At 57.6% G+C, this 26,901-nt stretch carries 21 protein-coding genes and 1 pseudogene; 15 read left to right on the top strand and 7 right to left on the bottom strand.

Annotated elements, in window-relative coordinates; all coding sequences use genetic code 11:
• The first annotated feature begins 27 nt into the window (after positions 1–27).
• From ACEW7X_RS09470 to ACEW7X_RS09460, 3 genes and pseudogenes are all read left to right on the top strand, one after another.
• Complete coding sequence (locus tag ACEW7X_RS09470) at positions 28–942, top strand: NAD-dependent epimerase/dehydratase family protein (protein ID WP_420177120.1); 915 nt, start codon at positions 28–30, stop codon at positions 940–942.
• Positions 943–977: 35 nt separating this feature from the next.
• Positions 978–2,276: an O-antigen ligase family protein gene (locus tag ACEW7X_RS09465; protein ID WP_420177119.1), complete on the top strand. Its 1,299-nt coding sequence runs from the start codon at positions 978–980 to the stop codon at positions 2,274–2,276.
• Between the two features lie 88 nt (positions 2,277–2,364).
• A pseudogene (locus ACEW7X_RS09460) lies at positions 2,365–2,598 on the top strand (IS3 family transposase); the annotation flags it as partial.
• Positions 2,599–2,610: 12 nt separating this feature from the next.
• Here the strand turns inward: ACEW7X_RS09460 and ACEW7X_RS09455 are convergent.
• The 3 genes from ACEW7X_RS09455 to ACEW7X_RS09445 form a co-directional block, all read right to left on the bottom strand.
• Complete coding sequence (locus tag ACEW7X_RS09455; RefSeq protein ID WP_420177118.1) at positions 2,611–3,165, bottom strand: transposase; 555 nt, start codon at positions 3,163–3,165, stop codon at positions 2,611–2,613.
• 89 nt (positions 3,166–3,254) lie between these two features.
• Complete coding sequence (locus ACEW7X_RS09450; protein ID WP_068375548.1) at positions 3,255–3,569, bottom strand: DUF1153 domain-containing protein; 315 nt, start codon at positions 3,567–3,569, stop codon at positions 3,255–3,257.
• Between the two features lie 267 nt (positions 3,570–3,836).
• The gene (locus ACEW7X_RS09445; protein ID WP_420177924.1) at positions 3,837–4,046 is read right to left on the bottom strand and encodes a hypothetical protein; all 210 of its coding nucleotides are present in this window, start codon (positions 4,044–4,046) and stop codon (positions 3,837–3,839) included.
• 531 nt (positions 4,047–4,577) lie between these two features.
• On the opposite strand from ACEW7X_RS09445, the gene ACEW7X_RS09440 reads away from it, so the two are divergent.
• The 9 genes from ACEW7X_RS09440 (at position 4,578) to pgi (ending at position 16,245) form a co-directional block, all read left to right on the top strand.
• The gene (locus tag ACEW7X_RS09440) at positions 4,578–5,699 is read left to right on the top strand and encodes a polysaccharide biosynthesis/export family protein (RefSeq protein WP_165390053.1); all 1,122 of its coding nucleotides are present in this window, start codon (positions 4,578–4,580) and stop codon (positions 5,697–5,699) included.
• A 22-nt stretch (positions 5,700–5,721) separates the two neighbouring features.
• Entirely contained in the window at positions 5,722–7,953 is a 2,232-nt protein-coding gene (locus ACEW7X_RS09435; RefSeq protein WP_420177117.1) for a polysaccharide biosynthesis tyrosine autokinase, read from the top strand.
• Between the two features lie 134 nt (positions 7,954–8,087).
• Positions 8,088–8,354, top strand: a complete 267-nt coding sequence (locus ACEW7X_RS09430) for a hypothetical protein (RefSeq protein WP_205704103.1) — start codon at positions 8,088–8,090, stop codon at positions 8,352–8,354.
• 129 nt (positions 8,355–8,483) lie between these two features.
• Positions 8,484–10,595, top strand: coding sequence for a YjbH domain-containing protein (locus ACEW7X_RS09425; protein ID WP_420177116.1), 2,112 nt, complete (start codon positions 8,484–8,486; stop codon positions 10,593–10,595).
• Positions 10,592–11,308: a hypothetical protein gene (locus ACEW7X_RS09420; protein ID WP_420177115.1), complete on the top strand. Its 717-nt coding sequence runs from the start codon at positions 10,592–10,594 to the stop codon at positions 11,306–11,308. The genes ACEW7X_RS09425 and ACEW7X_RS09420 overlap by 4 nt, the downstream gene beginning before the upstream one ends.
• Positions 11,309–11,403: 95 nt before the next feature.
• The gene (locus tag ACEW7X_RS09415; protein ID WP_253102686.1) at positions 11,404–11,814 is read left to right on the top strand and encodes a hypothetical protein; all 411 of its coding nucleotides are present in this window, start codon (positions 11,404–11,406) and stop codon (positions 11,812–11,814) included.
• A 385-nt stretch (positions 11,815–12,199) separates the two neighbouring features.
• Complete coding sequence (gene galU, locus ACEW7X_RS09410; protein ID WP_068369698.1) at positions 12,200–13,084, top strand: UTP--glucose-1-phosphate uridylyltransferase GalU; 885 nt, start codon at positions 12,200–12,202, stop codon at positions 13,082–13,084.
• An 8-nt stretch (positions 13,085–13,092) separates the two neighbouring features.
• The gene (locus tag ACEW7X_RS09405; RefSeq protein ID WP_127774411.1) at positions 13,093–14,379 is read left to right on the top strand and encodes a UDP-glucose dehydrogenase family protein; all 1,287 of its coding nucleotides are present in this window, start codon (positions 13,093–13,095) and stop codon (positions 14,377–14,379) included.
• A gap of 249 nt (positions 14,380–14,628) precedes the next feature.
• Positions 14,629–16,245, top strand: coding sequence for a glucose-6-phosphate isomerase (gene pgi, locus ACEW7X_RS09400; protein ID WP_068369692.1), 1,617 nt, complete (start codon positions 14,629–14,631; stop codon positions 16,243–16,245).
• A gap of 59 nt (positions 16,246–16,304) precedes the next feature.
• On the opposite strand, the gene ACEW7X_RS09395 is transcribed toward pgi, so the two are convergent.
• Together ACEW7X_RS09395 and cadR are read right to left on the bottom strand one after the other, a co-directional pair.
• Positions 16,305–17,909, bottom strand: a complete 1,605-nt coding sequence (locus tag ACEW7X_RS09395) for a sensor domain-containing diguanylate cyclase (protein ID WP_130487494.1) — start codon at positions 17,907–17,909, stop codon at positions 16,305–16,307.
• 118 nt (positions 17,910–18,027) lie between these two features.
• Positions 18,028–18,477: a Cd(II)/Pb(II)-responsive transcriptional regulator gene (gene cadR, locus ACEW7X_RS09390; protein ID WP_415358631.1), complete on the bottom strand. Its 450-nt coding sequence runs from the start codon at positions 18,475–18,477 to the stop codon at positions 18,028–18,030.
• 184 nt (positions 18,478–18,661) lie between these two features.
• Between cadR and ACEW7X_RS09385 the strand changes: the two genes are divergently transcribed.
• Both ACEW7X_RS09385 and ACEW7X_RS09380 read left to right on the top strand, forming a co-directional pair.
• On the top strand, positions 18,662–20,785 hold the full coding sequence (locus ACEW7X_RS09385) for a heavy metal translocating P-type ATPase (RefSeq protein ID WP_420177114.1): 2,124 nt from the start codon (positions 18,662–18,664) through the stop codon (positions 20,783–20,785).
• Between the two features lie 465 nt (positions 20,786–21,250).
• On the top strand, positions 21,251–21,721 hold the full coding sequence (locus ACEW7X_RS09380) for a GNAT family N-acetyltransferase (protein ID WP_420177113.1): 471 nt from the start codon (positions 21,251–21,253) through the stop codon (positions 21,719–21,721).
• A gap of 65 nt (positions 21,722–21,786) precedes the next feature.
• On the opposite strand, the gene ACEW7X_RS09375 is transcribed toward ACEW7X_RS09380, so the two are convergent.
• Together ACEW7X_RS09375 and ACEW7X_RS09370 are read right to left on the bottom strand one after the other, a co-directional pair.
• Complete coding sequence (locus ACEW7X_RS09375; RefSeq protein ID WP_068369680.1) at positions 21,787–22,488, bottom strand: DedA family protein; 702 nt, start codon at positions 22,486–22,488, stop codon at positions 21,787–21,789.
• A gap of 88 nt (positions 22,489–22,576) precedes the next feature.
• Positions 22,577–24,352: an NYN domain-containing protein gene (locus ACEW7X_RS09370; protein WP_420177112.1), complete on the bottom strand. Its 1,776-nt coding sequence runs from the start codon at positions 24,350–24,352 to the stop codon at positions 22,577–22,579.
• A gap of 281 nt (positions 24,353–24,633) precedes the next feature.
• Here ACEW7X_RS09370 and ACEW7X_RS09365 point away from each other — a divergent pair, with 281 nt between their 5' ends.
• Positions 24,634–26,883 (top strand): EAL domain-containing protein, encoded by a 2,250-nt coding sequence (locus ACEW7X_RS09365; RefSeq protein ID WP_420177923.1) that lies wholly within the window; start codon positions 24,634–24,636, stop codon positions 26,881–26,883.
• The last annotated feature ends 18 nt before the right edge of the window (positions 26,884–26,901 follow it).

The following is a 26,901-nucleotide window of genomic DNA, read 5'->3' as shown; positions in this document are numbered from 1 at the left end:
ATGTTTAGAAAATAAAAGGGTGTTGAAATGAAAGTGTTGGTAACGGGTGGGGCAGGTTTTATCGGATCTCATGTTGTTGAGTTGTTAATTCGCAATGGATTTTCCGTGACTGTTCTGGATAATCTAAGTACAGGAAAAATTGAAAACATTTGTGATGGCGCTAAGTTCATCTGGGGGGATGTTTCTAACTTGAATGATGTCTCTATGGCAATGGAAGGCCAAGATTGCTGCATTCATTTGGCTGCTATTGCCTCCGTAGAAAAATCTTTCGTAGATTGGAGAAGAACAACAGAGACCAATTTGTTGGGAACCGGAAATGTTTTTCAGAGTGCTGCTTTTTATAAAATAAAGAAAGTTATATATGCATCAAGTGCTGCGGTTTATGGGGACCCATCAGAAGTTCCGTTGCACGAAGATACTGTCAAAAATCCTCTTAGCCCTTACGGTGCAGATAAGTTAGCATGTGAAAGTTACGCATCCGTGGCTTTTTGGTCGTATGGTGTACCTTCTTGTGGGTTGCGTTTCTTTAATATATATGGTGAACGTCAAGATCCGAAGTCTCCATATTCGGGAGTTATTTCACTCTTTATTGATCGTGCAAAAAAAGGGGATGATATTGGGGTGTTTGGAAGTGGAAATCAAACGCGAGACTTTGTATATGTTAAAGATGTTGCAAGAATAATTTTGCAAATTTTGCGAGATAATTCTTTTGAAAGAAATGATGTGTATAATGTTTGCACGGGTGTTGCTACAAATATTAAATCTCTGGCAGAAATTATTCGAGAACAGTTTTCGAGTAAAAGTGAAATAAAATATCTCCCAAATAGGAAGGGTGATATTGCTGCGTCTATTGGATCCAATGAGAGGTTGATGCGCTTTTATCCAAGTACGGAGTTTATTGATTTGGTTTCTGGGATTACGGCAATGCTTAAAAGCCAATAAATTTGAAATCATGCGCTTGTTTTATATGAGCGCATATGGTTCGTCGTCTAAATTTCGTGCTGGTGTTGAATGTGAAGATTAAAATTTATCAATTGCAGTTGTGGTTGTTGCCGCTAGCTGTTTTTTTGACTTTTGTCGCGGTTTTGCGAGATGGAAGTGGGATTGCTCTTTTTCCCGCTGTGCTATATATCGCTGTGGCTTTTCAGGTAATAGGTTCTGTTTTAGTTATTTTATTTGGTGGCGGTATCGTATTTGGGTCTATTGAGCGTACTGCTTTCTTTTTGTTGTTAATGATGTTCGTTTTTTCAGTATGTAGTGCTATCTTTTCTGCAGATTTTATTGCATTGATTTTGCAACGGTCTTTTTCTGTTTTTGTTCCTGCGTTATTGTTAATGCTTGCTGTTTTTTCGGTTTCGAATAAGCGGACGTTGCTAATTAATACATCATTTGTGTGGGTGGGTTTTGTTTTTTTAATGAGCGCTTTGGCTATATTTCTGAGGTTTTTTGGCGAGCAGTCTTATGGTGATTTTGGAGGAGTGCAGTCTTTCTCGTTTGGTGGCTTGGTATTTGAGCAGCGAGTGATGGGGGTGGAGCCTTTTATTCGGGTATCCTCTATGGCTGGTAATCCAAATTTGTTATCTATTTGGGTTTTTATTGCTTTTCCATTTCTAATGTATTTGAAGGATACTGGGGAGATTGGCAGATCGGTGTTTTTGTTTGTTTTTTTTGTTCTATTTTTTACTCTGGTTCTAACTTTTTCGCGAGGTGGATTTCTAGGTTTTTTTGTTTCTATTTCGTTGTATTTTATTTTAAAAGGTAAGAATATAGTGCCTCGTGTCTTAACGGTACTGGGTGTTTTTGTTTTGCTGTCCCTAGCATTTTTTTGGTTCGGTTCTTCCGATGTTTCTTCGGCATCTAGGCTTGACTCCGGATTGTCTTCTCGCGATACTGCTTGGGCACTGATATTGAATGAGGTTTATGAGAATCCGATCGTTGGGATTGGATTTGGTGTGTCTGGTGATAAGATTTTAGATGGCGTATTGGATATTGGGGCACATAGCTTTTATCTTTCTATATTGGCTGAGCTGGGTATTGTGGGCTTATGCATGTATTTTCTTTTGGTTTTTGTTGCTGTGTTTTCTTTCTTTAAGGCAAAGAAATCGAAAGATGTTTTTTTGTTAGAGAAAACGCTTGCTATCTCAGTTGTTGGTGGTCTTTGTTTACAGCAATTTTTTGAAGGGCAGCTGTTTCGTCTTGATATGGTTGGGTACCTGTGGTTTTATATGTTTGCCATTGTGGTTTCTCAGTCTTTTTCCGCAAAAAAAAATAGTTAGTTTAATTTTTGTAGGCCATTAAGATAGAATCAATTTGAATCGCCCCGGGTTTTGAGGAGGCTCCACTCTTTGAGAAAATGGAGCCACTATGAGCAAGCAAAACAAGTTTTCCCCAGAAGTGCGCGAGCGCGCCGTGTGCCTGGTGCAGGAGCGCCGTGGCGAGTATCCGTCGCTGTGTTCAGCCGTCGAATCCATTGCGCCGAAGATCTGTTGCGTGCCGGCCACGCTGCTGGACTGGGTCAAGCGCAGCGAGATGGACAGCGGCATGCGTGACGGCATGACCACAAGCGAATGCGAACGCATGAATGTAATGACCCAGCAGAACCTGCTCAACTTATGCGGCTAAAGCGTAGGCTTGAGCCGGGGTTTTCATCTTCAGCGCTTGGTGGGGCCGTTGATGGTTATAAAAGCGTATCCAGTCACCAATCACGCGGCTGGCATGCCGCAGGGTTTCGAAGCGGTGGCGATGTGCATATTGCTCTTTCAGTGTGCGGATCACGCGTTCGAGCATGCCATTTTGCTGTGGGCAGTGTGGCGTGATGAACTCCTGGCGCAGGCCATAGCTGCGCACCAACGCGGTGTAGTCACGAGACGTAAAAACGAGCCCGTTATCTGACCGAAGCAGGAACGGCACCGGCACTCGTCCCAGCGTACCGAACCGGGCGATCAAGGCGTGTTCCAGGGCACTGCCCGCCGTGCAGGCCTTGCCGCTGCGCGACAGATGCCAGCCCTTGATCTGGAAGATGCGCTGGACGGTGTTCTTGTTGAATCCCAGCAGCCAGGCCACCGTCCGGTACCCAAACGACGGCGACTCCTCGATCATCGCTTTGATCGGTTCGACATACTTTGAATCGACCTTCGGCGCCGACTTCTCCGGTCGGTCATACACCGTTCGACGCGGCACACCAAACTAGCGGCAGAGCTTCGACACCGACACCTCGAAACCCTCAGCAGCCAGGCCCTGCTGCACGCGAAGGATCATTTCCCTTCCTCGTCCAGCAGGGCTTGAAGCTTTTTTCGGGCACGCAGCTCCAGCATCGCTTCGCCGTACGCTTCCTGCAGATCCTTTAGCTGGCGCTCGTACTGTTCCTTGATATCCAAAGGATTGGCACGCAAGGCATTCTCCATGCCCCGTTTGGCATCATCGACCCATTGCTCGACTTCCGATGGCGACAGATCGTACTGTCGGCTCGCTTCTGAAACCGTCGTTTTGCCCTGGATGATGTCCAATACCAACGCGCTTTTACGCTTGGCCGTACAGCGTTTGATGTCTTCTTCCATCGTCTTGCTCATGTCTTCTTTCCTCGATTATGACCTGAGCAGGTTTTCACTGGGTCATTACATCAGCGGCAAATTCCGGGATGAATGTCTGTCCATGGGATGGTTCCGAAACCGGCTTGAAGTGCGGGCCATCATCGAAGACTGGTGACGCCACTACAATAATGTTCGGCGACATTTCAGCCTGAATTGTCTGGCCCCACGACAGTTCGTGGGAATATTGAGCAACAATTTAACAAACACGGTCCGCGTCTCTAATTCCGCTTGGTAGGAAATTTCCGGTCAGGTCAGAAATTTTAATAGTGTTGCAGCTATTAGTCCATGAATGACTGGTTTGACCGTATAGGCAAGAAAAATTTGTGGACGTATATTTTTGATTAATTGGTGTGGCGTGTTCAAATCTTTGAGTGAGTTCGTGTCTAGCCGTTGTATCGGTATTTCATGAGTTTGTGCGCTAATTGCTTGGAAATAGCTATGCATATCTTTTGATATTTCTGGTGCGGCGACATGAACGTCGAGCCCTTTATCCAGTAGCGTTTGAGTAAGCGGCCTGCGAAAATTGATGAGTGCTTCTGCCAGACAGGCTACAATCAGGAGGCAATTTTGAATGTTTGGCGTGGGGGGTAGGTATTTTGGCGTAAATTAATTAGCGTTGTTTATGTGTATGGCAAAACATGAAAATTTGTAATATTTTCTTTTTTGTGTTGGTTACGCTGAAGGAAAATTGTCATTTTTTGACAGGCACTACTGTTTAGAAGATAGGGCTGAATTATCACTCTGAGGCTTAAAATTCGCGTAAATCAAGGGTTTGAGCGATGGCGGCGGCTGTATATTGACCTGGAGCCGCATGACTGTTGTGGATAAGTGCCACGTTAGGGGGAGCGATCACGTTTGTTCACGATCTGCAAAGCGTTGGCTATTTTGAACTGGCCACTAGTTGTCTTCGCTCAGGCTGTGAAATAATAGCAACGATTTTTTCTTGCTGACAACTTTAGAAATACATGAATTTGGGGGATGCCTGACATGGCAAAAACGCTGAAGCTGGCTGCGCTGCTGCCGGTTGCGTTGTTGAGTGCTTGCACTGGTATGTATATAGGCGTGCAGGCGCCGGAGCAGGCGCAGGAAGCTGAGTTGACCAGCGAAGATATTGCGTCCAGGGCGGATATTCACAGTATCAACGCGCAGTCGTTGGCAGAACTCCTCGCGGCTCAGCGCGCCTCCGCAGCCAGGCAACGGCAGCAGGTTGTCTCGGGGCAACAGGAGCAGGGCTCTGGCTATCAGTATCTTTTGGCTCCTCAGGACGTGCTGAATATTACGGTTTGGAACCATCCTGAGCTGAATAATCCTGCAGGGCAGCTGAGCAGCGATCTGGCTGGCCGGCCCATCAATGACGACGGTTATTTCTTTTACCCTTATGTCGGGCGCATCAAGGCAGCCGGCCGCACGCCAGCCCAGATTCGCACGGAACTGACCCAAAAGTTGACGCGCTACCTGACTGAGCCGCAGGTTGATGTGTCAGTGCTTAGCTATCGTGGCCGCAGGGCGTTTGCTTCTGGAGAGCTGAAAAGCCCAGGGCCCAGGCCGATTACGGATGTGCCTTTGCGCGTGACGGATCTGGTTGCGCAATCCGGTGGCTTGACCGAGAAGGCCGACCTGAGAAATGCCATCCTGACGCGCAAAGGGGTGGCGCAGCCGTTGGATCTTTATGCCCTGTACTATGAGGGCGACCTGGGACAGGATGTGCTGTTGCAGGAAGGTGATATTGTCACGGTCCCTGAACGCCGTTTTGATAAGGTTTTTGTCTTGGGCGAGGTGCTCGCTCCTCAGTCGAAGATCATGCCGCTGGGGCGTTATACCTTGTCTGAAGCGCTCAGCGATGCGGGTGGTCTGAACCAGACCACTTCCAATGCGGCGCAGGTGTATGTGTTGCGCGGTACGGATACCGGCCGTCCGCAGATATGGCATCTGAATGCCAAGGCGCCAGATGCTCTGATTCTGGCGGATAGTTTCGAATTGAAACCACGCGATGTAGTGTTTGTTGACCCGGCAGCAGTCACGCGCTGGTCTCGTGTGCTGAATCAGATTCTGCCCACGTCTACCTTCCTGGTGACGGGCGCAAAAAATATCAATGACATCAGCAATTAATTTTCCAGCCTAGACGTTTCCAATGACTGACTCAAAAAATGTTCGTACCGATGTCGGCGGTTCCGATGAAATCAGCCTGGGTGAGATTTTTAATGCGCTGTTGCAGCGTTGGGTCTTGATTGCCAGTATTTTTGTTGCAGTGCTTGTCATCGGCGTGGCTTATGCGCTTTTGGCCAGGCCGGTCTACCAGGCAGACGCGCTGATTCAGGTGGAAGACCAAAAGGGCTCGGCGCTTAGCGGGCTGTCTCAACTGTCGGAGTTTATCGGTGTTCAGCAGAGCTCCGTGTCCGGAGAGCTCGAAATTCTGCGCTCTCGTGAAGTATTGATGAAGGCGGTGCAGGGGACGCGTGCGGATTTGCTGGTCGAGGTGGATAACCGGTTTCCCTTGATTGGTGAATGGTTTGCGCGACGCTACTCTGATGATGGCGTGGCTGCGCCTAAATTGGGTTTAAGCGGCTATGCCTGGGGGGGAGAGCAGATAGATGTCGCAGAATTCAATGTTCCTTCGGGGGCTTGGGGACAGCCTTTTTTTGTTATCGCCTCAGAGAACGGCTTTACCTTGGTTGATGAGGAAGGCAATGGGCTGGCAGAAGGTGCAGTGGGCGAGCGAGTTAATTTTTCCATTAATGGCCAGGATGCGACGCTTGCGCTGAAAGTGCTGCAGGCTCGTCCTGGAACTAGGTTTCTAGTACAGAAAAATTCTCCTTATGAAACTGCCGAGCTGATACGTCAGCAATTGTCTGCGACCGAAGCCGGCAAGCAAAGCAACGTCATTCGCCTCCGCTACGAAGCCTACGACCAACAGTTTGCGCAAGACCTGGTCAATGCCATCGCTCGCGCCTATCTTGCCCAGAACGTTGAGCGTCGCAGCGCCGAGGCTCGCAGCAGCTTGCAGTTCCTGGAAACCCAGTTGCCCGAGCTCAAGCGGACTGTGGATTCCATGGAAGAGTCGCTCAGCAATTACCGCTCCAAGAGTGGCACGATTGCCATTAACAAGGAAGCGGAAGGGCTGCTGCAGCAAGCCATCAGCCTGGAAAACAATCGTCTGGAACTGGAACTGAAGCGCGATGAGCTGTTGCAGCGTTTCAAGCCCGAGCATCCTTCGGTGAAGGCGATTCAGCAGCAGTTGGCTCAAGTGCAACAGGCGAGCAACCGGTTGAACAGCAGTATCGACAAGCTGCCGCAGGCACAAAAAGATCTGCTGCGCCTGGAACGCGATGCCAAGGTCAACACTGAGCTGTATATTTCCTTGTTGAATAATGCTCAGGAGTTGAAGATCGCAGAAGCGGGCACCGTGGGTAACGTGCGGATCATCGACTTTGCTGTTCCGAATAACAAGCCCGTGGCGCCCAAGAAGGCCTTGATCGTTGCCGTTAGCGCAGTATTGGGTTTGATGCTCGGTATCTTCGCTGCCCTGGTCATGCGTTTCCTGCGTCCTGCTATTCAGCGCAGCGAGCAGATCGAACAGGGAACTGGCCTGACGACCTACGTGACGGTGCCGGAGTCGGATACGCAGCGTCGTTTCCGTATCTCCACCCGGCGTTCGCGCAAGATGTTGCCTGGCGAAGCGGCCGGCGCCAACGTACTGGCTTTGTCGCAGCCGGATGATCCTGCGGTAGAAAGCCTGCGTTCGCTGCGTACCGGGCTGGCGTTCGCGTTGATGGGCGCGGAAGGCAAGGTACTGGTCATCACTGGCGCTACGGCTGGGGTGGGCAAGAGCTTTATTTCCACCAACCTGGCAGCGCTGCTGGCGGCGAACGGCAAGCGGGTGTTGCTGGTGGATACCGATTTGCGCCGCCCGCGCTTGGCGGAGTACTTCGCCTACGAGCGCAAGGAAAATGGCCTGTCTAACGTGCTGGCAGGGACGGCAGAGCTTGATGCTGTCATCCGGCCGATCGTGCAGAACCTGGATGTGATGCCTGCTGGCTCCACGCCGCCCAACCCCGGTGAGTTGTTGTTGAGCGACCGTTTTGCCGAGATGTTGAAGCAGTTGGAAGGGCGTTACGACCATATCCTGCTGGATACGCCGCCTATCCTGCCTGTGGCTGATACGCTGGCCGTCATGCAGTATGCCGCTGTCGCTTTCATGGTGGCGCGTGCAGAGCAAACCACCGTCAACGAGTTGCGTGATGCCATGGCCAAGCTCAACAGCGCAGGCGTGGCCGAGCCGATGAAGGGCGTGATCTTCAATGGCGTGCGTCGTAACCGGCTGGGTTATGGTTCATCCTACAAGTATTACTATAGTTATAAATAAGTAACGATTTTCAAGGTGTTGCGATATGTTTGAATGTTTGACGCGCACCTTGTTTTCCAATAGGTTTGGGTTGGGGATAGGTATAATCTCCATTTAGTTGTAAATTTTGGGTTAATTCTTTAAAAGGGGCTCACATGAAAGTTCAACAACTGATCGCTTTCGCTGCTGCTGCGATGATCAGCACCGGTGCCATCGCTGCTGAAGGCGCTGCCGGCACCAATGCTGCTGCCAGCACGGCAACGACCAGCACTGCTGCTTCCAGCGGCGCTGCTGCTGGCGTGGGCGCGGGTGGTGTCAGCACCGCCGTCGTCGGCGCTGGCGTGGCCGTGGTTGCTGGCGCTGCCATCATCGGTGGCGTTATCTCCTCCAGCACCGAATCGTCGTCGACCAGCCACCACTAATCCAGCTGATAGCCTGTATATGTTTATTGGCTTTTCAGCCTAGGTGGTATTTCGATGTATGAGCATAAGCCGGGCGGGCTTCCGCCCGTCCGACTTGGCGCTGCGCTTGTGTTGGGGGCAATGGCTGTTATGGCTTCCCCGGCGCAGGCGCAGCCTGCTTCCAGCGGCCTGACTGGCCTGATCAACATGCCTTCGGGCCGCATGGAGCAGGAAGGTTTATTTACTGCAGGCTATAGCCGCACTGCTCCGTACAGTGCGCCGTACCTGAATATTCAGATGTTTTCCTGGCTGCAAGTGGCCGGGCGCTATACACGGATCAGCGGCACCAAGGCCCTGACCGATGATTACGGTGCAAATAAGGACAAGGCAGCCGCATTCAAGGTGCGCTTGCTTCCTGAGAACGCCTGGGGCGTGTCCTGGTTGCCCGAAGTTTCTCTGGGCATGGATGATTTCCATGGCACCAAGCTGTTTCATAACGAATTCATCGCCGCCAGCAAGCGTTTCCAATTGTGGAACCTTGGTGATGCCGACGTAACGGTTGGCTATGGCCGCAAGCGCATTGATGGCGTTTTCGGTGGCGTGCGCTTCACGCCCAGCGCCTTGCCTTCCTGGAGCGTGGTTGCTGAATATGATGCGACCAATTTCCAGAAAGACAATAGCGTCGAAATTACAGGCGTGAACGAACGCCGGACCGGCAATGTACATGCAGCGCTGGAGTATCGCTGGGGCGGTTTCTCGGTGCGCGCTGGGCGAGAGCACGGTAATACCGCTTTCAATCTTGCGGTCAGCATTCCGCTGCAGCAGCGTGACCTGATTCCCAAGATGGACGAGACCGGGCCGTTTAATGATGGCAACTGGTTCCTGGGGGAACCGCGCCCGACTGCCCTGCAGTGGGAGCAGGACCGCTCATATCGTCAGGGAATGCTGCGCAGCCTGCATGAAGAAGGCCTGCGCGATGTGCGCGTCGCTTATGTCGATGGCGTGATGTCGCTGTCCATTTCCGGCTCGCGCCACCTGCATCCGTCGCGTGCGGCTGGCCGTGCCGCACGTATCGCGATGGCCTATGCGCCGATTGAAACCAGCACGCTGGAGATTACCTGGGAAGCCCTGGACCTGCAGGGCTTGACCTGGACGTTCTACAACGTGCCCATGTTGTCCCGTTACTTCGCCGGTACTGCCACTCGCAAGGATCTGCGCAACAGCGTGCGTATTACCTACGCGGACCCAGATGGCAGGACGGCCGCCAGCCAGCATAATGACCTGGATGCCGTGCTGGACGCTGCTGCATTGACGGATGGCGGTTATACGGGCGGCATGGGCGGAAGCCCGTTCGCCTGGAGCTTCGGCACCCATGGGCAAACGACCCTGTCCTTGTCGCCATATATCAGTTCGTACTTGAACGATCCCAGTGGCGCATTCAAGTACGACATAGGACTGATTGCCGATGCGCGGGCACACTTGGCGCGTGGCTGGTGGCTGGATGGCGCCATCAAGGGTTCGGTGTTCGAGAACGTCAGTGACGTTACCCAGCCGTCGAACTCTTTGCTGCCCCATGTGCGTTCGGATCTGGCTGAGTACCGCCAGGCTTCCCGGGTGAAGTTGTCCAAGCTGTTGGTGAACAAGTATTGGCAACCGGCCGAGCGCGTCTATCTGCGCGCCTCCGGCGGTTTGTACGAAGAAATGTACGGCGGTGCAGGGGGCCAGGCCCTCTACCTGGGGCGTGATGGCAATTGGGGCGCCGATCTGGCGGTCGATTTCCTGAAGCAGCGTAACTTCAAGGGCACCGGTTTCATGGATTACCGTACGCATACGGTCATCGGTTCCTTGCATTACCGCCTGCCATTGGTGCCGGATACCACGGCGACGATCCGTGCGGGCCGTTTCCTGGCCGGCGACCGTGGCGCCCGCTTTGAGATCAAGCGCACATTCCGCTCCGGCGTGGAGCTGGGGCTCTGGTATACGCGCACCAACGGCGATGACATCACGTCGCCGGGCAGTCCGGGCAACCCGTACTACGACAAGGGCGTATTCATGCGCATTCCGCTGGCGACGCTGTCCACCCGGGACAACGGTTCCGTGGTGCATATGTCGCTTTCGCCCTGGAACCGGGACGTTGGGCAGATGGTGCAATCGCCGGGCGACCTGTACCAGATGGCCGAGCAGCATTGGCTGCAGAATGCGCTGGATGGCGACGGCTTGCGTAGCTTCGGCGATGTGTATGGTGAGGAGGACCAGCCATGACAAAGCCAGGGTTGGCAGCAGGCCTGATTGGCGGGTTGCTGTTCCTTATGTCCGGGGGGGCGGCCTGGGCTGCAGACGAATCTGATTGCTGGGTTGCCGACGAGACGCTGCGCGGGCATTTCCAGGGCATGTGCGTGAATGGCAAGGCCCAGGGTGAAGGCCGGGCCTGGAAGACCGGCGGTGCCTATTACGAAGGTACGTTCGAGCAGGGCATGCGTGACGGCAAGGGCGTGCATGTCTACCCCAATGGGGACACGTATTCCGGCGAATGGTCGCAAGACCGGCGCGAGGGTACTGGCCGCTATGCCTATGGAGACCAATCCCCGTGGCGCGGCGACGTGTATTTCGGCGGCTGGCGCAATGATATGCGCCAGGGCCAAGGTACCTATGTTTTCTGGCCCTCCGGCGAGCGCTTTGTGGCGCAATGGCATGAGAACGCAACGGATACGCCTGCCGGGCCGACCATGACGCGGCGCAAGCAGGCGGTGGCAAGCCTGGCGCCTATTGTTGGCAAGCCGGGGACGGAAGTGTGTTCGATTTCGACCGAAGGCGCGGCGGTGGACCAATTGGCGCACGGCATCGTGCGCGACGTGGTAGACGACCGCCTATTGGTGGAAATCCGGGATGAAGCCGTGCTCGCCGCCAGCAAGAAGCCTGGATTGAACCCTCGTTGGGAAATTTTGACTGATTGGATGTTATGTCCCCGCAAATGAATTCTGTTGCTGGCTCGAAAGCAGCTGCCGTGGCAACACCGCAGCTGCTCGTGATGTGTACGGGTAATGTCTGTCGCAGCCCCATTGGGGAAGTCATGCTGCGTCATCATTTGGCCTTGGCAGGTGCCGATGCCGAGGTGTTTTCTCGTGGGCTGGGTGCGCCGGCAGGCCGTGCGCCGCATCCGTTTGCGGTGCAAGTGTCGGATGCGCATGGCGTGTCGATTCCCGAGGACAAGCGTGCCGCGCAGGTCAATGATATCGACCTGCGCATGGCAGTGGCTGTTCTGGTGATGGATAACGGCCATCGCCATGAAATTCAACGGCGTTATTCCTTTGCCAGTGGCAAGACCTTCCTGATGGGACATTGGCAGGGCAACAAGGAAATCGAGGATCCCATCCATTCACCGGTGGAGGCGTTCGAGCAATGCTGGGTGGATATTGATGAGGGTTGCCGCAGCTGGGTAGAAAAGCTGCTGGAAATGGGCCTGATCAAGCGCAAGGCTTGAGGCGAGCACTTGCACGAGCTAACACCGCCGAGCACGGCGTTGATGCATAGCATGTTGTGCCTTTCGATGTACCAGTAGGGCTGGGATGAATGATGCCCCGGGCAAGTAGCGTGTTGGATTTGATCGCGCTCATGGCCGGGGCTGTTTTTTGCTCGACGGAATGTATCTCAATGTGTCGGAATGCCTATAATTAATGATAATTTTTCTGGTGTTTCCGGCCCGTAATGGGGAATCTGGTACAAAAGCGTAGATGGCCGGGCAGGACGACGCGCCCTTGGTTATAAGGGATTGATGCAAACCCTCCCTATGTGGTGGACTGCTTGCGGATATGCTTCCCGCATATGCCCCCAAATCCCCGGTTTTCCCGAATTCGATTGGAGTAAGTGTGAAAGTCACCAAAGCCGTTTTGCCCGTTGCGGGCCTGGGTACCCGTTTCTTGCCGGCCAGCAAGGCCATTCCCAAGGAAATGGTGACCGTGGTGGACAAGCCCGTCATTCAGTATGTTGTTGAAGAGGCGCTGGCTGCCGGGATAGATGAGATCGTGCTGGTGACCCATGCCAGCAAGCGCGCGATCGAAGACCATTTCGATACGAATTACGAGCTCGAGGCCGAACTTGAACGGCGCGGCAAGCAGGAGCTGCTGCAAGTCCTGCGCGATATCGCGCCTGCGCGCCTGAAAGTATCGGCGGTGCGCCAGGGCCGCGCCCTGGGCCTGGGGCATGCGGTTGGCCGCGCCCGTGAAATAGTCGGTGATGCGCCGTTCGCCGTGATGCTGCCTGACGTACTGGTGCCGCATGATGGCCAGCCTGATCTGGCCGGGATGGTGACGCGCTATGCGGCTGGCGGGAACGCGCAAATTCTGGTCGAACCGGTGCCGGAAGAGCTGGCGCACCAGTACGGTGTAGTAGACCTGGGCGGCGCGAAACTGCAGGCAGGTGATGCCGCGGTGATCCGCCAGGTCGTGGAAAAGCCGCCACGCGGTCAGGCGCCGTCCAACCTGGCAATTGTCGGGCGTTACGTGTTGCCGCCCCGGATTTTCGAACTGTTGGAACAGACGAAACCAGGTGCCGGCGGGGAAATCCAGCTGACCGACGCCATTGCCGCGCTGATGCGCGAGCAGGGCACCGAGGCCTGGCATATCAGCGGCCGCTCTTTCGATTGCGGCAGCAAGATCGGCTATCTGGAAGCGACGCTGGCTTATGCGTTGCGCCACCGGCAATTGGGCAATGAGTTCCGTGGCCTGTTGGCTCAGTATTCCAAGCAAGGCTGATTGCGACCATGTATCTGGCGATCTATGGTGATACGACCGGTGCGCTTGTGAGTGCCGGCGCGCTGGCTTCGTCCGGCCATTTCGTGGCCTTGCATGTGCCTGGCGGGCGGGCGGCTTTCCAGGCGTCCGAAGTGCCCAGCCGTGAGCCCGGGCTTAATACCTTGCTGGCCGAGCAATTGGCAGCAGGTACACTGGTCGTGGAAGAGATGGAGGCGCCGCTGCGCCCGGAGGTTGCCGTTATCTGGCTGGCGCTGGCGCCGGCGCAGTTCGAACTGGCCTATAACATCGTGGCGCGCTTGCAACCGCGCAGTGACGCACCCTGGCTGGTCGTGAATCAGTCCACCTTTCCGGTGGGCAGCAGCGAAGCCTTGCAGGATGTGCTCACCGAGGCGGTGGGCGAGGGCGATGATGCGGTGCTTTGCCTGCCTGATTTGCTGGTCGAGGGGGCAGCGCTTGCCGGTTTTACCCGGGCCGAGCACTGGTTGGCGGGGTCCTCGTCATTCTGGGCGCAGCGCATGCTGGCGGAGATTCTGCGGCCATTCAACCGCCGCCGCGACAACATCATGTGGATGACGACGCGCGAGGCCGAGTTCACCAAGCTGGCGATCAGCGGCATGTTGGCGACGCGTTTGAGCTTCATGAACGATATGGCGAATCTGGCCGATACTCTGGGTGTGGACATTGAAAATGTCCGCCAGGGCATGGGGGCTGACCAGCGTATCGGGCCTGCTTACCTGTACCCCGGGTGCGGCTTTGGGGGGCCGGCCTTTTCCCGTGACGTGTTGAGTCTGGCGCGCGAGCTGCAGCGCAGTGGCATGCAGTCGGAATTGCTCAATCAGGTCTGGCGTATCAATGAACGGCAGAAAGAAGTGTTGTTCCACAAGCTCTGGCAACATTACGGCGCCAATTTGCAGGGCCGGCGCGTGGCTCTCTGGGGGGCTGCCTTCAAGCCTGGCACGGCGCGCATAGACAATGCGCCGTCGCTGCGCCTGATCCAGGCGCTCTGGGCCCAGGGGGTAGAAGTGCATGTGCACGATCCCAAGGCCATGGCGGCGCTCTCTGGCTGGGCCAAGGAGCAGGGGCAGGCGCTGTTCCTGCATGACGACCCCTACGACGCCTTGCAGCAGGCCGATGCCTTGCTGCTGGTCACGGAATGGAAAAGCTACTGGAGCCCGGATTTTTCGCGCATGGCCAGACTGATGCGCCACGGCGTACTGCTGGATGGCCGCAATATCTGGGACCCGGAGTTCGTCAAGGAACGCGGTTTTATTTATCACGGCATTGGCCGGCATTGAGGCGCGGGGCCAGTCGCGACGCCCTCATGTTGTGGCCGGGCAGGACTGGCGCTTTCGGCAGGCGAGGCTGGCCATGGGCCGAAGCGCAAGCCTCGGCCCTAAGGCCGAGGTCAAACGAGGCATCATCCATACGGCGCCACAGGCGTCTCCATAGGGTGGCGGAGAAGCACCGGTCCTTGGGCCGGCGTTTTTCACCGGGAACGATATTGCCGCGACGCTGGGCGCGTGCAACTTAGGATATGAATTGATATGAGCTGGAACGCATTGCTGCAGCATGCGCTGGACATGAAGGGGCGCCATATTGCATCACTGTTCGCCGGAGATCCGGCGCGCTTTGATGCCTTGCATTGCCGCTTTGGCCCGCTGCTGTTCGACTATTCCAAGCAGCGCCTGCTGCCGCAGACCCTGGACCTGCTGTGCGAAGTTGCGCGTGAAAGCGGGCTGGAACATTGGATGGGCCAACTGTTTGGCGGCGCGCCGGTCAATGCCACCGAACAGCGTGCCGCGCTGCACTGGGCCTTGCGTGTGCCGGAAGACGTGCCCTGCGTGTTGGATGGCGAGGACATCGGGGCCCAGGTGCATGAACAGTTGCGCCACATGGAACGCATCGTGCGCAAGGTGCATGCCGGCCAGTGGCGCGGCGTGACGGGTGAAGCAATCACCAATGTCGTGAATATTGGTGTTGGGGGGTCAGATCTAGGGCCGCAGATGGTAAGCCGCGCCCTGGCGGCTGATTTCGGTGATACGCCGGTGCGCCTGCATTTTGCGTCCACCATGGATGGCAGCCAGCTGGCTTATCTGCTGCGCACGCTCAATCCGCATACCACGCTGTTCATTATTTCCTCCAAGTCATTTACCACGGTGGATACCCTGGCCAATGCCGATACCGCCTTGCATTGGCTGCGCCGCTCGCTGGGCAATATGGAAGGGCTGTTACGCTGCCATTTCATCGGCGTGTCGGCCGTGCCGGAGAAAATGACGCAGTGGGGCATCCCACGGGAAAACCAGTTGCGTATCTGGGATTGGGTCGGCGGCCGGTTTTCACTGTGGTCGGCAATCGGCCTGCCCATTGCGCTGGCGCTGGGCATGGATGGTTTCCGCAGTCTGTTGCGCGGCGCCCGCGATATGGATGAGCATTTCCGTCATGCTCCCTGGCGCGAAAACCTGCCGGTGCTGATGGCCTTGATCGGTGTCTGGAATATCAATGCGCTGGGTGTGCATGCCCTGGCTGTCTTGCCTTACGACGGGCGTTTGCACCATTTGCCGGCTTATCTGGAACAGCTGGAAATGGAGTCCAACGGCAAGAGCATCGGCCGGGATGGCAAGCCCGTCAGCCGGGCGACTTGCCCCATTATCTGGGGGGGCGTGGGCCCCAATGCGCAGCACGCTTTTTATCAGCTGCTGCACCAGGGGACCGAAGCTGTGGCTTGCGATTTCATCGTGCCGGTAAGGCGCTATCGCGAACAGGCGTATACCGAGGCCATGCGCGAGCTGGTGGCGCAGCATGAGCTGGCACTGGCCAATTGCCTGGCACAGTCTCGCCTGCTGGCCCTGGGCGACGCCGCATTGCCGGGCGCGGTGACGGATTTGCCGGTGCACATGCGCTATCGCGGCAATCAGGCCTGCTCCACGCTGCTGCTCGATGAACTGTCGCCATACAGCCTCGGTGCACTGGTTGCCATGTATGAGCACAAGGTGTTCGTGCAATCAGTCATCTGGGGCATCAATCCGTTCGATCAGTGGGGCGTGGAAATGGGCAAGCGCATTGCCACTGAAACGCTGGCGCGCATCCGGGCCACGCAGGAAGATGCCAGTGGAACGGATGTTTCCACGGCGGGTCTGCTGCGGCAGATCCGTCAGGCCTGAAGGTCAGTCCCCACCTCCAGGTATCGGCGGCCCTTGCGGCGCAGGGCGGCCGGGCGGCCTCAGGAAACAATGCCTGTAGGATGCAATGCCGGCGCGGCCTGCCCATGCACTTCGACACGGTTGCGGCCATTGTGCTTGGCCTGATACAGCATGCGGTCGGCATACTTCAGGACTGCGCCGATATCGGCATCATCTTCCGGCCAACAGGCCACCCCCAGCGAAATCGTGATGTGGCCGACGGTGGTGAATTCAAGGGTTGCTATCCGCTGGCGCAGGCGCTCCGCCACCTGGCCCGCCAGCGCTTTGCTGGTATTGGGCAGGAAGATCAGGAATTCCTCACCGCCAACACGGCAGGGCAGGTCCATGTGCCGGGATGACTGCAGCATTTCGTGAGCCAGGGTTTGCAGCACGGCGTCGCCAGCATCGTGGCCATAGGTGTCATTGACCCGTTTGAAGTGGTCGATATCGACGGAAATGATGGAAAAACCCTGACCGGTCTGGCGGCTGCGCGCGAGCGCGGTATCGAGGCTGCGGCGATTGGGCAGCCGCGTCAGCGGGTCGGTTTCTGCATCTTCGCGCAACTTGTTGATTTTCTGGTTCAGCAGGGTGATGCCCAGCAGCATGACGCGTTTGAGTTCCTGGGCTTCGAAGTACCAGGATTGCACCCGCTTGATCTTGTTGCCGGTGTTCGGGTCTTCCATGTTCCCGGCTTCGTTGGCAAGCAGTTGCAGTGGCTGCGACACCTTGCTGGCGCACCACCAGATCACCAGGAAAATGATGATGGCGAAAGGAATGGTGCGAAACAGCATTTTGCGCATCAGCGCGTCGAGTGGAGCAAGCGTGGCCGTGAGCGGCCGCTGGGCGACGATCCCCCAATCGGTCAGCGGCATGACGGCGTAGCCGGTGATCATTTCCACGCCCCGGCTGTTGGTGATCACGGCGCTGCCGGATTGTTCCCGCAGCAGGTTTGCAACAGTGGCGTTGTGTTGGACGGTTTCGCCTACACGCACATTGTCCGGGTGATAAAGGATGGTGCCGTGCCGGTCAACGACATAGAGGTAGGAGCCATCCCGGTAATAATGCGTGCCCAGCAGGCGGTTCAGGATGCTGTCCTGTTTCAGGTAGATGGAGCCGCCCACGGTACCCAGGAAACTGCCGTCGCTTCCGAAAACCGGTTGTGATATGAAGACCAGGAAATTGCCGACAGTGGAAAGATAGGGTTCGCTGATGAGCGGTTGACGCAGTTCCAGGGCTTCGTGGATACCTGGTGTGTTGAGCCGGCGTCCGATGAGCCCCAGTGTGTTTGGCGAAGTCGCCAGTACATCGCCATCAGCGTCGGTAATGACGACGGAATTAAAGCTGTCGGTTTGCGTATGCAACCGGGTGGCTTCCACTCCCAGATAGGCGGGTTGTTCCATATGGGTGGCAAGCAGTTTGGCCGCGACATGCAATTGCTGCAGTGATGAAACCAGGAACTCATTGGTGCTGGTGGCCAGCTTGTTGGCGTACAGATAACTGCTTTCCAGCGTTTGGTCGATCAATTGCTGGCGCTGGACGGCATAACCGGAATGAAAGGTACTGACCAGTGCGGCAAAAGCGCTGATCAGGGAGAGAAACAGGATCAGGCGGCGAAGATTGATTCTGGGCGCAAGGGGATTGAGCATCCTTGGATTCCGGGCAAGGCGGGTTCAAGCGGCACTGGCACTGGGCTGGCGCGCAACGGTGGCATTATCCCGCGTATTGGCCGGGGCTGTCTGCGCAGACGAGGCAGCAACAGGGTATTTATGGATGTACGTGTACGGTTTGTTGACTATGCGCCCTTGGGTCGCCATCACATTGGGCGCAATGGGAAAGCCCTTGAATGATGGCGCATTCCTCTACCGGATGGTCGCCATTGCACTGACGCCGCAAACTGTCCAGGCGCGCGCGCAGATCACTCAGCGCCGCCATGCGCTGTTCGATTTCCTCTATGTGCCGGTCCAGTAGCGTGTTGACCTGCAGACACCCTTGGCGCGGCTCTTCGCGCAAATCCAGCAAGGCGCGGATTTCATCGAGCGACATATCCAGTGATCGGCAGTGGCGGATGAACAGCAGCCGTTCATGATGCTCCGCCCCATAGACCCGATAGTTGCTGCTGTTGCGCTGGGGCGGCGGCAGCAGACCGATTTGTTCGTAGTAGCGGATGGTTTCCACGCCACAGCCGGTGTGCTGGGCGAGCTGGCCGATTTTCATGACATCCTCCATGGCGTTAACACGCTTGGCAGTGGGGCTGCAGGGCAGCCGAGCGGCAGGCCGCCTGCATATATGGCCTGCTTTGCCGCCACCTTTTCCATGGTTCTCATTATAGCGCTTGACCCTGTAGCCACTACAGGGTTTGTAATGGGGGCAAGATCAAACTGCAAGCAGGATGCATGCTATGGACAAGATTCAAGCCCAGGCGGCCAGGCACGGCCAGCACGATCATTCTCACGATCATGGCCAAACCCATGAAGGGCATGCGCATGGCAAGGAGCAGCACGGCCACGGTGATGCCCATGCACACGCCGGTGCCTGCTGCGCGCCCGAGAGTGGCTTCGCAGGCGCGGCATGTGCAGCGGATGGCGGTGGCGATGCCTTGGCATGTTGCGACCATGGTGGCCACGGGCATGGCGCTGGTTTCGGCTGGCTGCTGTGGGTGGCCGGCGCGGCAGCGCTGGGTTCGGAAATCGCTCACTGGGCCTTGGGCGATGGCAACTGGCTGGTGTTGCTGCTGGCGGTAGTCGCCATCGTGTGCAGTGGTTTTTCAACTTACAAGGCAGGCCTGGCGGCACTGGTGCGCCTGGACCTGAACATGAACGCCCTGATGACAGTGGCCGTCACGGGCGCTGTTCTGATCGGCCAGTGGCCGGAAGCCGCCATGGTGATGTTCCTGTTCACATTGGCCGAACTGATCGAGGAACGTTCGCTGGAACGGGCCCGCAATGCCGTACGCACTTTGATGGATATTGCGCCGGAAACGGTGGATGTACAGCAGGCGGACGGCAGCTGGCTGTCGCGGGAGGCTGCGCAGGTGCCGGTGGGCAGCCTGGTGCGGGCCCGTCCGGGTGAGCGTATCGCGCTGGATGGCGAAATCGTCGAAGGCCAGGCCGCGCTGGATCAGTCACCCATTACCGGTGAGAGCCTGCCGGTGGAAAAAGGGCCGGGCGATAGCGTATTTGCCGGCAGCATCAATACATCAACGCTGGTGATCTACCGCAGCACGGCGCCCGCAGATGGCTCCAAGCTGGCACGCATTATCGCTGTGGTTGAAGGAGCACAGGCCAGCCGTGCGCCGACCCAGCGTTTTGTGGACCGCTTTGCCCGCATCTATACGCCGGCCGTGTTCGTCATTGCGCTGCTGGTTGCGATCCTGCCGCCCTTGCTGCTGGGCGGCGCCTGGATGGACTGGATCTACCGTGCGTTGGTGCTGCTGGTCATTGCCTGCCCGTGCGCGCTGGTGATTTCCACGCCGGTCACGATTGTCAGCGGCCTGGCGGCGGCGGCTCGCGTGGGGGTGCTGGTCAAGGGCGGCGTATTCCTGGAGCAGGGCCGCAAGCTGTCCTGGGTGGCGCTGGACAAGACCGGTACGCTGACCCACGGCAAGCCGGCGCTGACCGATATCCAGGTGCATGACGGCATGGCGATGTCTGCGCCTGCCGATGCTGCACAGAGTGATGGCATGTTGGCGCTGGCGGCCAGCCTGGCCAGCCTGTCGGATCACCCGGTGTCGCAGGCAGTGGCGCGTCATGCCGCGGAACGCGGCCTGGCGCTGCAACAGGTGGAAGGCTTTGAAGCGGTCAGCGGGCAAGGGACGCAAGGCATCATCGGTGGCCGGGGTTACCGACTGGGCAATTGGAAACTGATGGCTGCGGGCGGGGTGGTGGATATGGCGGCCCAGGGCGCCATGGATGCGCTGGCCAGCGAAGGCAAGACCGTTGTGGCGCTGGCCTCCGGCACGCAGATGCTGGCCCTGTTTGGCGTGGCCGATACCCTGCGCGCCACCAGCCGCGAGGCGATCGGGCAATTGCATGAATTGGGCGTTTCCACCCTGATGCTGAGCGGCGACAACCAGCATGTGGCGCAAGCCATCGCCCGGGAAGCCGGCATCGACGACGCCCGTGGCGACCAGCTGCCGGAAGATAAACTGAGCACGGTGCGCGGGTTGCAGGAACGTGGCATGGTGGTCGGCATGGTGGGCGACGGCATTAACGATGCGCCGGCCTTGGCCCAGGCAGACATCGGTTTCGCCATGGGGGCCGCAGGTTCCGATACCGCCATGGAAACGGCGGACGTGGCATTGATGGATGATGACTTGCGCAAATTGCCCTATTTCATCAGACTGGCACGCCGCACGGCCAGGGTGCTTTGGCAGAACATAGGCCTGGCCCTGGGCATCAAGGTGGTGTTCCTGGCGCTGGCCATTGCAGGTGAGGCCAGCATGTGGATGGCTGTCTTTGCCGACATGGGCGCCAGCCTGTTGGTGGTGTTCAACGGGCTGCGGCTGCTGCGTGCAACCCATTAAATACTGCGCCTTCCCGGCCCCGGGAGGCGCATGGCAGTGTCCTTGGCCTGGCCGTCATGTGCGGCTAGGCCAATTTGTTTGCTGGCCTGGCTTCATGGTGCTGCCGGCAGGTGGCAGCCAACTGGGCGCAATAGATAGAGGCAATGGCTGTCTATTTGGATGTTGATCCGTTTCTATTGCTTGTGTTTTGGCTGCGCGTTGGTTGCCAACAGAATGCCGATATGATGCCTATTGCTTGCGCATTGACGCTGTATTCTGCATGGGCCGCGATTCAGGCTTCTGCCAACAAGGTGGTCTGTATTAATCGTTGAAACTGGTACGGCTGCTCAGTCCGCTGCGACGTTATAAATCCTGTTCTTCATGTCGGCAAGCCGATAGCTGAAGAACACGGACAGGCACAGGCCGGTGCGATAGGGGTGCCGCCTGTTCCAGATGACAGCAAACAGCAACGAGGATTTTGCAGCGATGAGTGCAGCACAAACAGGGCTTACTGTCCGCCCGGCTACCCAGGACGACTACGAGCAGTGGCTTGCCTACTGGAACGGCTACCAGACTTTCTATGGTGTGCAGCTGGGCCTGGAAGTGACCCGAACGACCTGGAACCGGTTCTTTGACCCTGACGAGCCCGTGTACTGCGCCGTGGCTGCGCAAGGCGGGCGGATTCATGGCTTCGTCAACTTTCTTTATCACCGTTCGACCTGGGGGCAGAACGATTATTGCTACCTGGAAGACCTCTACGTCGATCCGAATGCTCGCGGACGGCAAATTGGCAAGGTGCTGATCGAGTATGTGCAAGCGCAAGCCAGGGCGCGGCAGTGTGAGCGGCTCTACTGGCATACGCAGGAAACCAACCGTACCGCGCAGCGTCTGTACGACTGGGTGGCCGATAAGCCAGGCATTATTGAGTACCGGATGGCGCTGGCCAACGCCGTCTGATCTCTTTGTCAGGAAATCAGGGTCTGCCTGCGAGCTGTTTGCCTGCAGGCAGCCTGTCCTGTGTTTCAGTCCGGCTGGTTGTTGGCCGCTTGCATCAGCTTGCGGCCGCGGCGGCGCTGGATCCAGACCTGGGCCATGGGCAGCAGGACGGAAATGGCGATGATGGCCAGTGCCAGCAAGGTCAGGTTGTCACGCACGATGGGCAAGTTGCCGAACAGGTAGCCCGCGTAGACGAACAGCACCACCCAGAGCACGGCGCCCAGCATGTTGAACAGCATGAAAGTGCGATAGTGCATGCGGCTCATGCCTGCCACGAAGGGGGCAAAGGTGCGCACGATGGGCGCGAAGCGCGCAATGATGATAGTGGAGCGGCCATGGCGCTGGTAGAACTGTTCTGCCAGCATGAGATGGCTGCGCTTGAACAGCCTGGAATCAGGGTTGCTGAACAGCTTGGCGCCGAAATATTTGCCGATGGTGTAGTTCACCGTATCGCCCAGGATGGCAGCGGCCAGTAGTAACAACGCAATACCGTGCACATTCAGCGGGGTATCCGGCAGTGCGGCGAAGGCGCCTGTCATGAACAACAGCGAATCGCCCGGCAGGAACGGGGTGACGACCAGGCCGGTTTCGCAAAAGATGATCAGGAACAGGATCAGGTAGACCCAAACACCGTAGTCGCGTATCAGCTCCGCCAGGTGTGCATCTATATGCAGGATGAAGTCGAAAAGATAGACGAAAAAATCGCTGATGTAGCTGAAGAATTCCATTACGGGTCGGATTCGGGTTCGGCGCCTGGCGCGGAGCTGAAAGCATAACGCGTCGCGTGATGCTGCGGGAGGACGAGAGGCCCAGGTTTCAATCCTGGGGGGTATGGCTGGCCGTCTTGGTAGCACGTGGCTTGCGCCGACTGGTTTTTTTCTCCGTGGCGGCCACAGCCGGGTCGCCTGCATTACCGGCGGTGGCGGCTGCCGCGTCTGCGGCCAGTGACACGCCCGCGCTTGTTCCCTGGGCAGGTTGCCTGGCTTCCTTCCCGGCGCCTGTGGCGCCGGAGGTCGCTGCCGTGGCATCCGTGCGGGTCCGGCTTGCCTGGGGCTTTTTGGCTGGCGCTTTTGATGTTCGATTGTCCGGTGCTGCCTCGGCCGCTTCTGTGGCAGCGCTTGCCTTGGCGGTTTTGGCGGCACTGCCTGCCCGGTGGGATCTGGCCGCAGGCCTGGACTTGACGGCATCGTCGGCCAGGCTTGCGGCCTGGGTTGCGTCGCTTGTGCGGCTGTCAGGGGCGGCGCCAGGTTCACTCAAACGTTGGGGGGTATCAGTGCCGCCAGGATGAGCACCAGCGCCCACGCTGCTGCTGTCACCAGGGTTCACGGCTGGCTGGCTGGCATGGTCGGGTGTCGGTTGGCCGACAAGGGAGGGGGCGACACCGCTGCTGGCCGTTGCCCTGTTAGCGGCATCTACCGCTGGGCTAGCCGATGCGCCTGCATCAGGCTGTGCCTCGTTGCCAGTCTTACCGCCGTTGCGGCGCCGGCCGGTTGCTTGGCGGCTGGACTGGCGGCCCGGTGCATGGGGGGGCGCCGGCTGTGGCGGGGTTTCCTGTGGAGCCGCGGTGGTGCTGGTCGAGCCTGCTGCAGACGTGCTTGCAGCGGGTGCCGGTATCGAGGCCTCTACCGTTGCCTGGGTGTCCGGATTGCCGGAATGGGCTGGGCGGTTTTTTGTCCGCGCTTGCTGGCGCTTGTCGCCTTCGTGTTTGCCTGTGTCGATGGCAGGCGCTTCCTCGCTGGCGGCATGGCGGTCAGTGCCGGCGGAACTGCCGTCACGCCAGATATAGGTGCCGGAGCGCTCGTCGCGGCCAACCCGCAGCAGGCCGCGCGCCTGCGCTTCTTCCAGCAGGTTGCCGAAGGCGCGGAAGCCATAATAGGATTCATTGAAATCCGGGCGGCGGCGCTTGATGGCGTCCTTCAGCACGGAAGCCCAGAGCTTGCTGCCGTCCCCGCGCTCCGAGGACAGCGCATCATAGGTTTCCATGGCGATTTCCAGCGCCTGGGCGCGCCGGGTTTCCAGGTCTTCGCGACGCGGGCGGGCGTCGTCCTGCCCGGTGCCGCGTTTGGCCTGGCTGCTGTCGCGTCCTCCCTGACGGCCGCTACGGCGTGCCTGTTCGCGCACCAGGTCGTCATAGAAAATGAATTCGTCGCAGTTGGCAATGAGCAGGTCGGAGGTGGATTGCTTCACGCCCACGCCGATTACCTGTTTGGCATTTTCCCGCAGCTTGGACACCAGTGGGGAAAAGTCAGAGTCGCCACTGATGATGACGAAGGTATCGACGTGCGATTTGGTATAGCAGAGGTCCAGGGCATCCACGACAAGCCGGATATCTGCCGAATTCTTGCCGGACTGGCGCACGTGGGGAATTTCGATCAATTCGAAATTGGCTTCGTGCATGGCGTTTTTGAAGCCCTTGTAGCGTTCCCAGTCACAGTAGGCCTTTTTCACCACGATGCTGCCTTTCACCAGCAGGCGCTCGAGCACCGGACGGATATCGAATTGCTCGTATTGGGCATCGCGCACGCCTAGGGCAACATTCTCGAAATCGCAGAAAACGGCCATGCTGATGCTGTCACTATTGCCTATAGCCATGCGTGAAAGTCCCGAAAAACTATACAAAAACTGCATATTAATGCGTTTCTATGCGAGAGACGTGCAAAAACTCGAATTGCTGCGATGGCTATCGCTGTAACACCTGGTGTATAAATCAGCCTAATCGCAGTACGGCTGAACCGCTAGGATGATTCTGGGTTCGCTCTAAGGTATTTCGCGGCTGGATTGCAAGAGAGAGCGTATCAATGGAAAAAGAAGAAGACTTTGGTACGTGCGATGAAAGACTTCCCCTGGCATGGCTGGAGGAGGCTGCGGTGTCCATGGTCTTCATAGACCAGGCGGGCCGTATTTATTTTTTCAATCGTGCGTCCGAGCGGCTCTGGGGCTATGAGCGCTCAGAAGTGATGGGGCGTGATGCCGGATTCCTGCTGCCGGGGGCATTGCGTTGTGGCAGCGCGGTGTTTAGCAGCCTGCAACCGGCGCAAATCGACAGCGAACAGGCCGATGCCATGTGCTCGGCACAAGGCCGGGATGTGCGTGTGGCGCGCAAGGACGGCAGCTACATCAATGCGGTGATGGCGCGCGTGCAGCTCGGTGACGGCAGCAGCCTGCTGATCAGCCTGTGCCGTGGCGTGCAGTGTGACGAAGCCAAACTGGAACCATGGAAAAAACTGCAAGGTGGCGACGGCTGCCAGCTCTGGTCGCCGCATGAGCAGGCGCGCCAGGCGCAGGAACAGAAGATCCGGGAACTTGAACGGGATATGCTGGCGGCGCTGACCAGCGGCATGTCCTTCGAAGAATTGGGGCGGTATCTGTGCCAGCTGGTGCATGGCATTGCGCCTGATGTCCTGCCGTCTTTGATGACCGTGGACCAGGAGGCTGGCACACTGCAGGACTGGTTCATGAGCTACCTGCCGCCAGGCTATACCGGCGCCATCGTCGGGCAAACCGTGGGAGAGGGCGCAGGCAGTTGCGGGACGGCCGCTGCCCGCGGCGTGCGGGTGCTGGCCTACGATATTTCCACGGATGCGCTCTGGAAGGAGTTCCGTGCAGTGGCGCTGGCTCATGGCCTGCATGCCTGCTGGTCGTATCCGATCAAGCGGCGCGACGGCAGCGTGGCGGCAGTGTTTTCGTTCTATTCGCGCGATGCACGCTGGCCTTCCGCATTGCACGAACGCATTATCAGTGCCTGCGTGCATTTGTGCGCGCTGGCTGTGGAGCGCGAGGAAAGCCGCCAGCAGATGGCCAGGCTGGTGCAGTCCGATTCACTGACGGGCCTGCCCAATCGCGGTCGGCTGCATGATTACGTCGATGCGCTGCTGCGCCGGTCGCCCGAGCAGGAAATGGGGTTCTTCTGCCTGGATATTGACCGCTTGCAGGATATCAACGGCACGCTGGGACATGTGGCCGGCGATCATGCCTTGATACAGATTGCCAATGCCCTGCAGCGCGTGTTGAAGTCAGGGGAGTTCCTGAGCCGTGCCGAAGGCGACCTGTTCGTTATCGTCATTCCCGGTTGCACCATCCGGCACGCGGCAGTGATGGCCGAGCGCCTGCTGGCCGCCGTGCGCGCACCCATCAATTTGGGCGGGCACCAGCTGAGCATGTCTGCCAGCATCGGCATTAGTCACTATCCGGACGGCAAGCTGGACCGCGATACGCTGTTCAATAATGCCAAGAATGCGATGTACCGCGCCAAGCAATCCGGCGGCGATGCTTATCAGTTCTTCAGCCCCGAAATGAATCAGCTGGCACGCAGCCGGTTGTTGCTGGGTGCCGCCTTGAAGCGGGCCATTGCCGATAACGCCCTGACGCTGGCGTATCAGCCGCAGGTTTATACCGCCAATGGCAAGCTGCATTGCATGGAAGCCCTGGCGCGCTGGCACGATCCCAAGCTAGGCGAAGTGCCACCAGGACGTTTCATCAATCTGGCCGAGGAAATCGGGCAGATTGATGCCATTGGCGCCTGGGCCTTGCGCGAAGCCTGCCGCCAACTGGCGCAGTGGCGCAGCGAGGGGTTGGCGGTGCCTGCGGTGGCTGTCAATCTGTCGCCATTCAATTTCCGCAATCGTGATCTGCCCGACATGCTGGCAGGTCTGTTGCACGAATACGGCCTGGCAGGCACGGACCTGACCATCGAAATCACCGAAAGCGCGATGATGGCGATGACGCCGGAGATGCAGGATCTGCTGCACCGTATCCGGCAGTTGGGCATCGGCTTGTCGGTGGACGATTTCGGCACCGGCTTTTCCAGCCTGTCCAACCTGGTCAACCTGCCGGTGACCGAGGTCAAAATAGACCGCAGTTTCATCAGCAAGAGCCAGGAGGATCCACGTTTCCAGGCGCTGGTTGCCGCAGTGATTGGTATTGGCCGCAGCCTGGGCCTGGCCGTGGTGGCCGAAGGGGTGGAAACCCGGGGCCAGTGCGAATTGTTGGTGGCGTACCGCTGTCCGGTATCGCAAGGTTATCTTTTCTCGCGCCCGTTGCCGCCGGCGCAGGTGCCGGTCTGGTTGAAGCAGCTGGAAAGCGATAGCGGCTTTATTTTCCAGCGCTGCCAGAACGGCGAGTGACGCAGGCGCCAGGCTTTC

Source organism: Kerstersia gyiorum (assembly GCF_048595715.1).
Lineage (GTDB): Bacteria > Pseudomonadota > Gammaproteobacteria > Burkholderiales > Burkholderiaceae_B > Kerstersia > Kerstersia gyiorum.
This window is presented reverse-complemented; position numbering and strand designations above follow the sequence as displayed.

Excerpts from the sequence above, each read along its gene's own strand:
- ACEW7X_RS09470 (WP_420177120.1), top strand. The coding sequence starts at position 28 with ATGAAAGTGTTGGTAACGGGTGGGGCAGGTTTTATCGGATCTCATGTT.
- ACEW7X_RS09465 (WP_420177119.1), top strand. The coding sequence starts at position 978 with ATGGTTCGTCGTCTAAATTTCGTGCTGGTGTTGAATGTGAAGATTAAA.
- ACEW7X_RS09450 (WP_068375548.1), bottom strand. The coding sequence starts at position 3,569 with ATGAGCAAGACGATGGAAGAAGACATCAAACGCTGTACGGCCAAGCGT.
- ACEW7X_RS09440 (WP_165390053.1), top strand. The coding sequence starts at position 4,578 with ATGGCAAAAACGCTGAAGCTGGCTGCGCTGCTGCCGGTTGCGTTGTTG.
- ACEW7X_RS09435 (WP_420177117.1), top strand. The coding sequence starts at position 5,722 with ATGACTGACTCAAAAAATGTTCGTACCGATGTCGGCGGTTCCGATGAA.
- ACEW7X_RS09430 (WP_205704103.1), top strand. The coding sequence starts at position 8,088 with ATGAAAGTTCAACAACTGATCGCTTTCGCTGCTGCTGCGATGATCAGC.
- ACEW7X_RS09425 (WP_420177116.1), top strand. The coding sequence starts at position 8,484 with ATGGCTTCCCCGGCGCAGGCGCAGCCTGCTTCCAGCGGCCTGACTGGC.
- ACEW7X_RS09420 (WP_420177115.1), top strand. The coding sequence starts at position 10,592 with ATGACAAAGCCAGGGTTGGCAGCAGGCCTGATTGGCGGGTTGCTGTTC.
- ACEW7X_RS09415 (WP_253102686.1), top strand. The coding sequence starts at position 11,404 with ATGCTGCGTCATCATTTGGCCTTGGCAGGTGCCGATGCCGAGGTGTTT.
- ACEW7X_RS09405 (WP_127774411.1), top strand. The coding sequence starts at position 13,093 with ATGTATCTGGCGATCTATGGTGATACGACCGGTGCGCTTGTGAGTGCC.
- pgi (WP_068369692.1), top strand. The coding sequence starts at position 14,629 with ATGAGCTGGAACGCATTGCTGCAGCATGCGCTGGACATGAAGGGGCGC.
- ACEW7X_RS09395 (WP_130487494.1), bottom strand. The coding sequence starts at position 17,909 with ATGCTCAATCCCCTTGCGCCCAGAATCAATCTTCGCCGCCTGATCCTG.
- cadR (WP_415358631.1), bottom strand. The coding sequence starts at position 18,477 with ATGAAAATCGGCCAGCTCGCCCAGCACACCGGCTGTGGCGTGGAAACC.
- ACEW7X_RS09385 (WP_420177114.1), top strand. The coding sequence starts at position 18,662 with ATGGACAAGATTCAAGCCCAGGCGGCCAGGCACGGCCAGCACGATCAT.
- ACEW7X_RS09380 (WP_420177113.1), top strand. The coding sequence starts at position 21,251 with ATGAGTGCAGCACAAACAGGGCTTACTGTCCGCCCGGCTACCCAGGAC.
- ACEW7X_RS09375 (WP_068369680.1), bottom strand. The coding sequence starts at position 22,488 with ATGGAATTCTTCAGCTACATCAGCGATTTTTTCGTCTATCTTTTCGAC.
- ACEW7X_RS09370 (WP_420177112.1), bottom strand. The coding sequence starts at position 24,352 with ATGGCTATAGGCAATAGTGACAGCATCAGCATGGCCGTTTTCTGCGAT.
- ACEW7X_RS09365 (WP_420177923.1), top strand. The coding sequence starts at position 24,634 with ATGGTCTTCATAGACCAGGCGGGCCGTATTTATTTTTTCAATCGTGCG.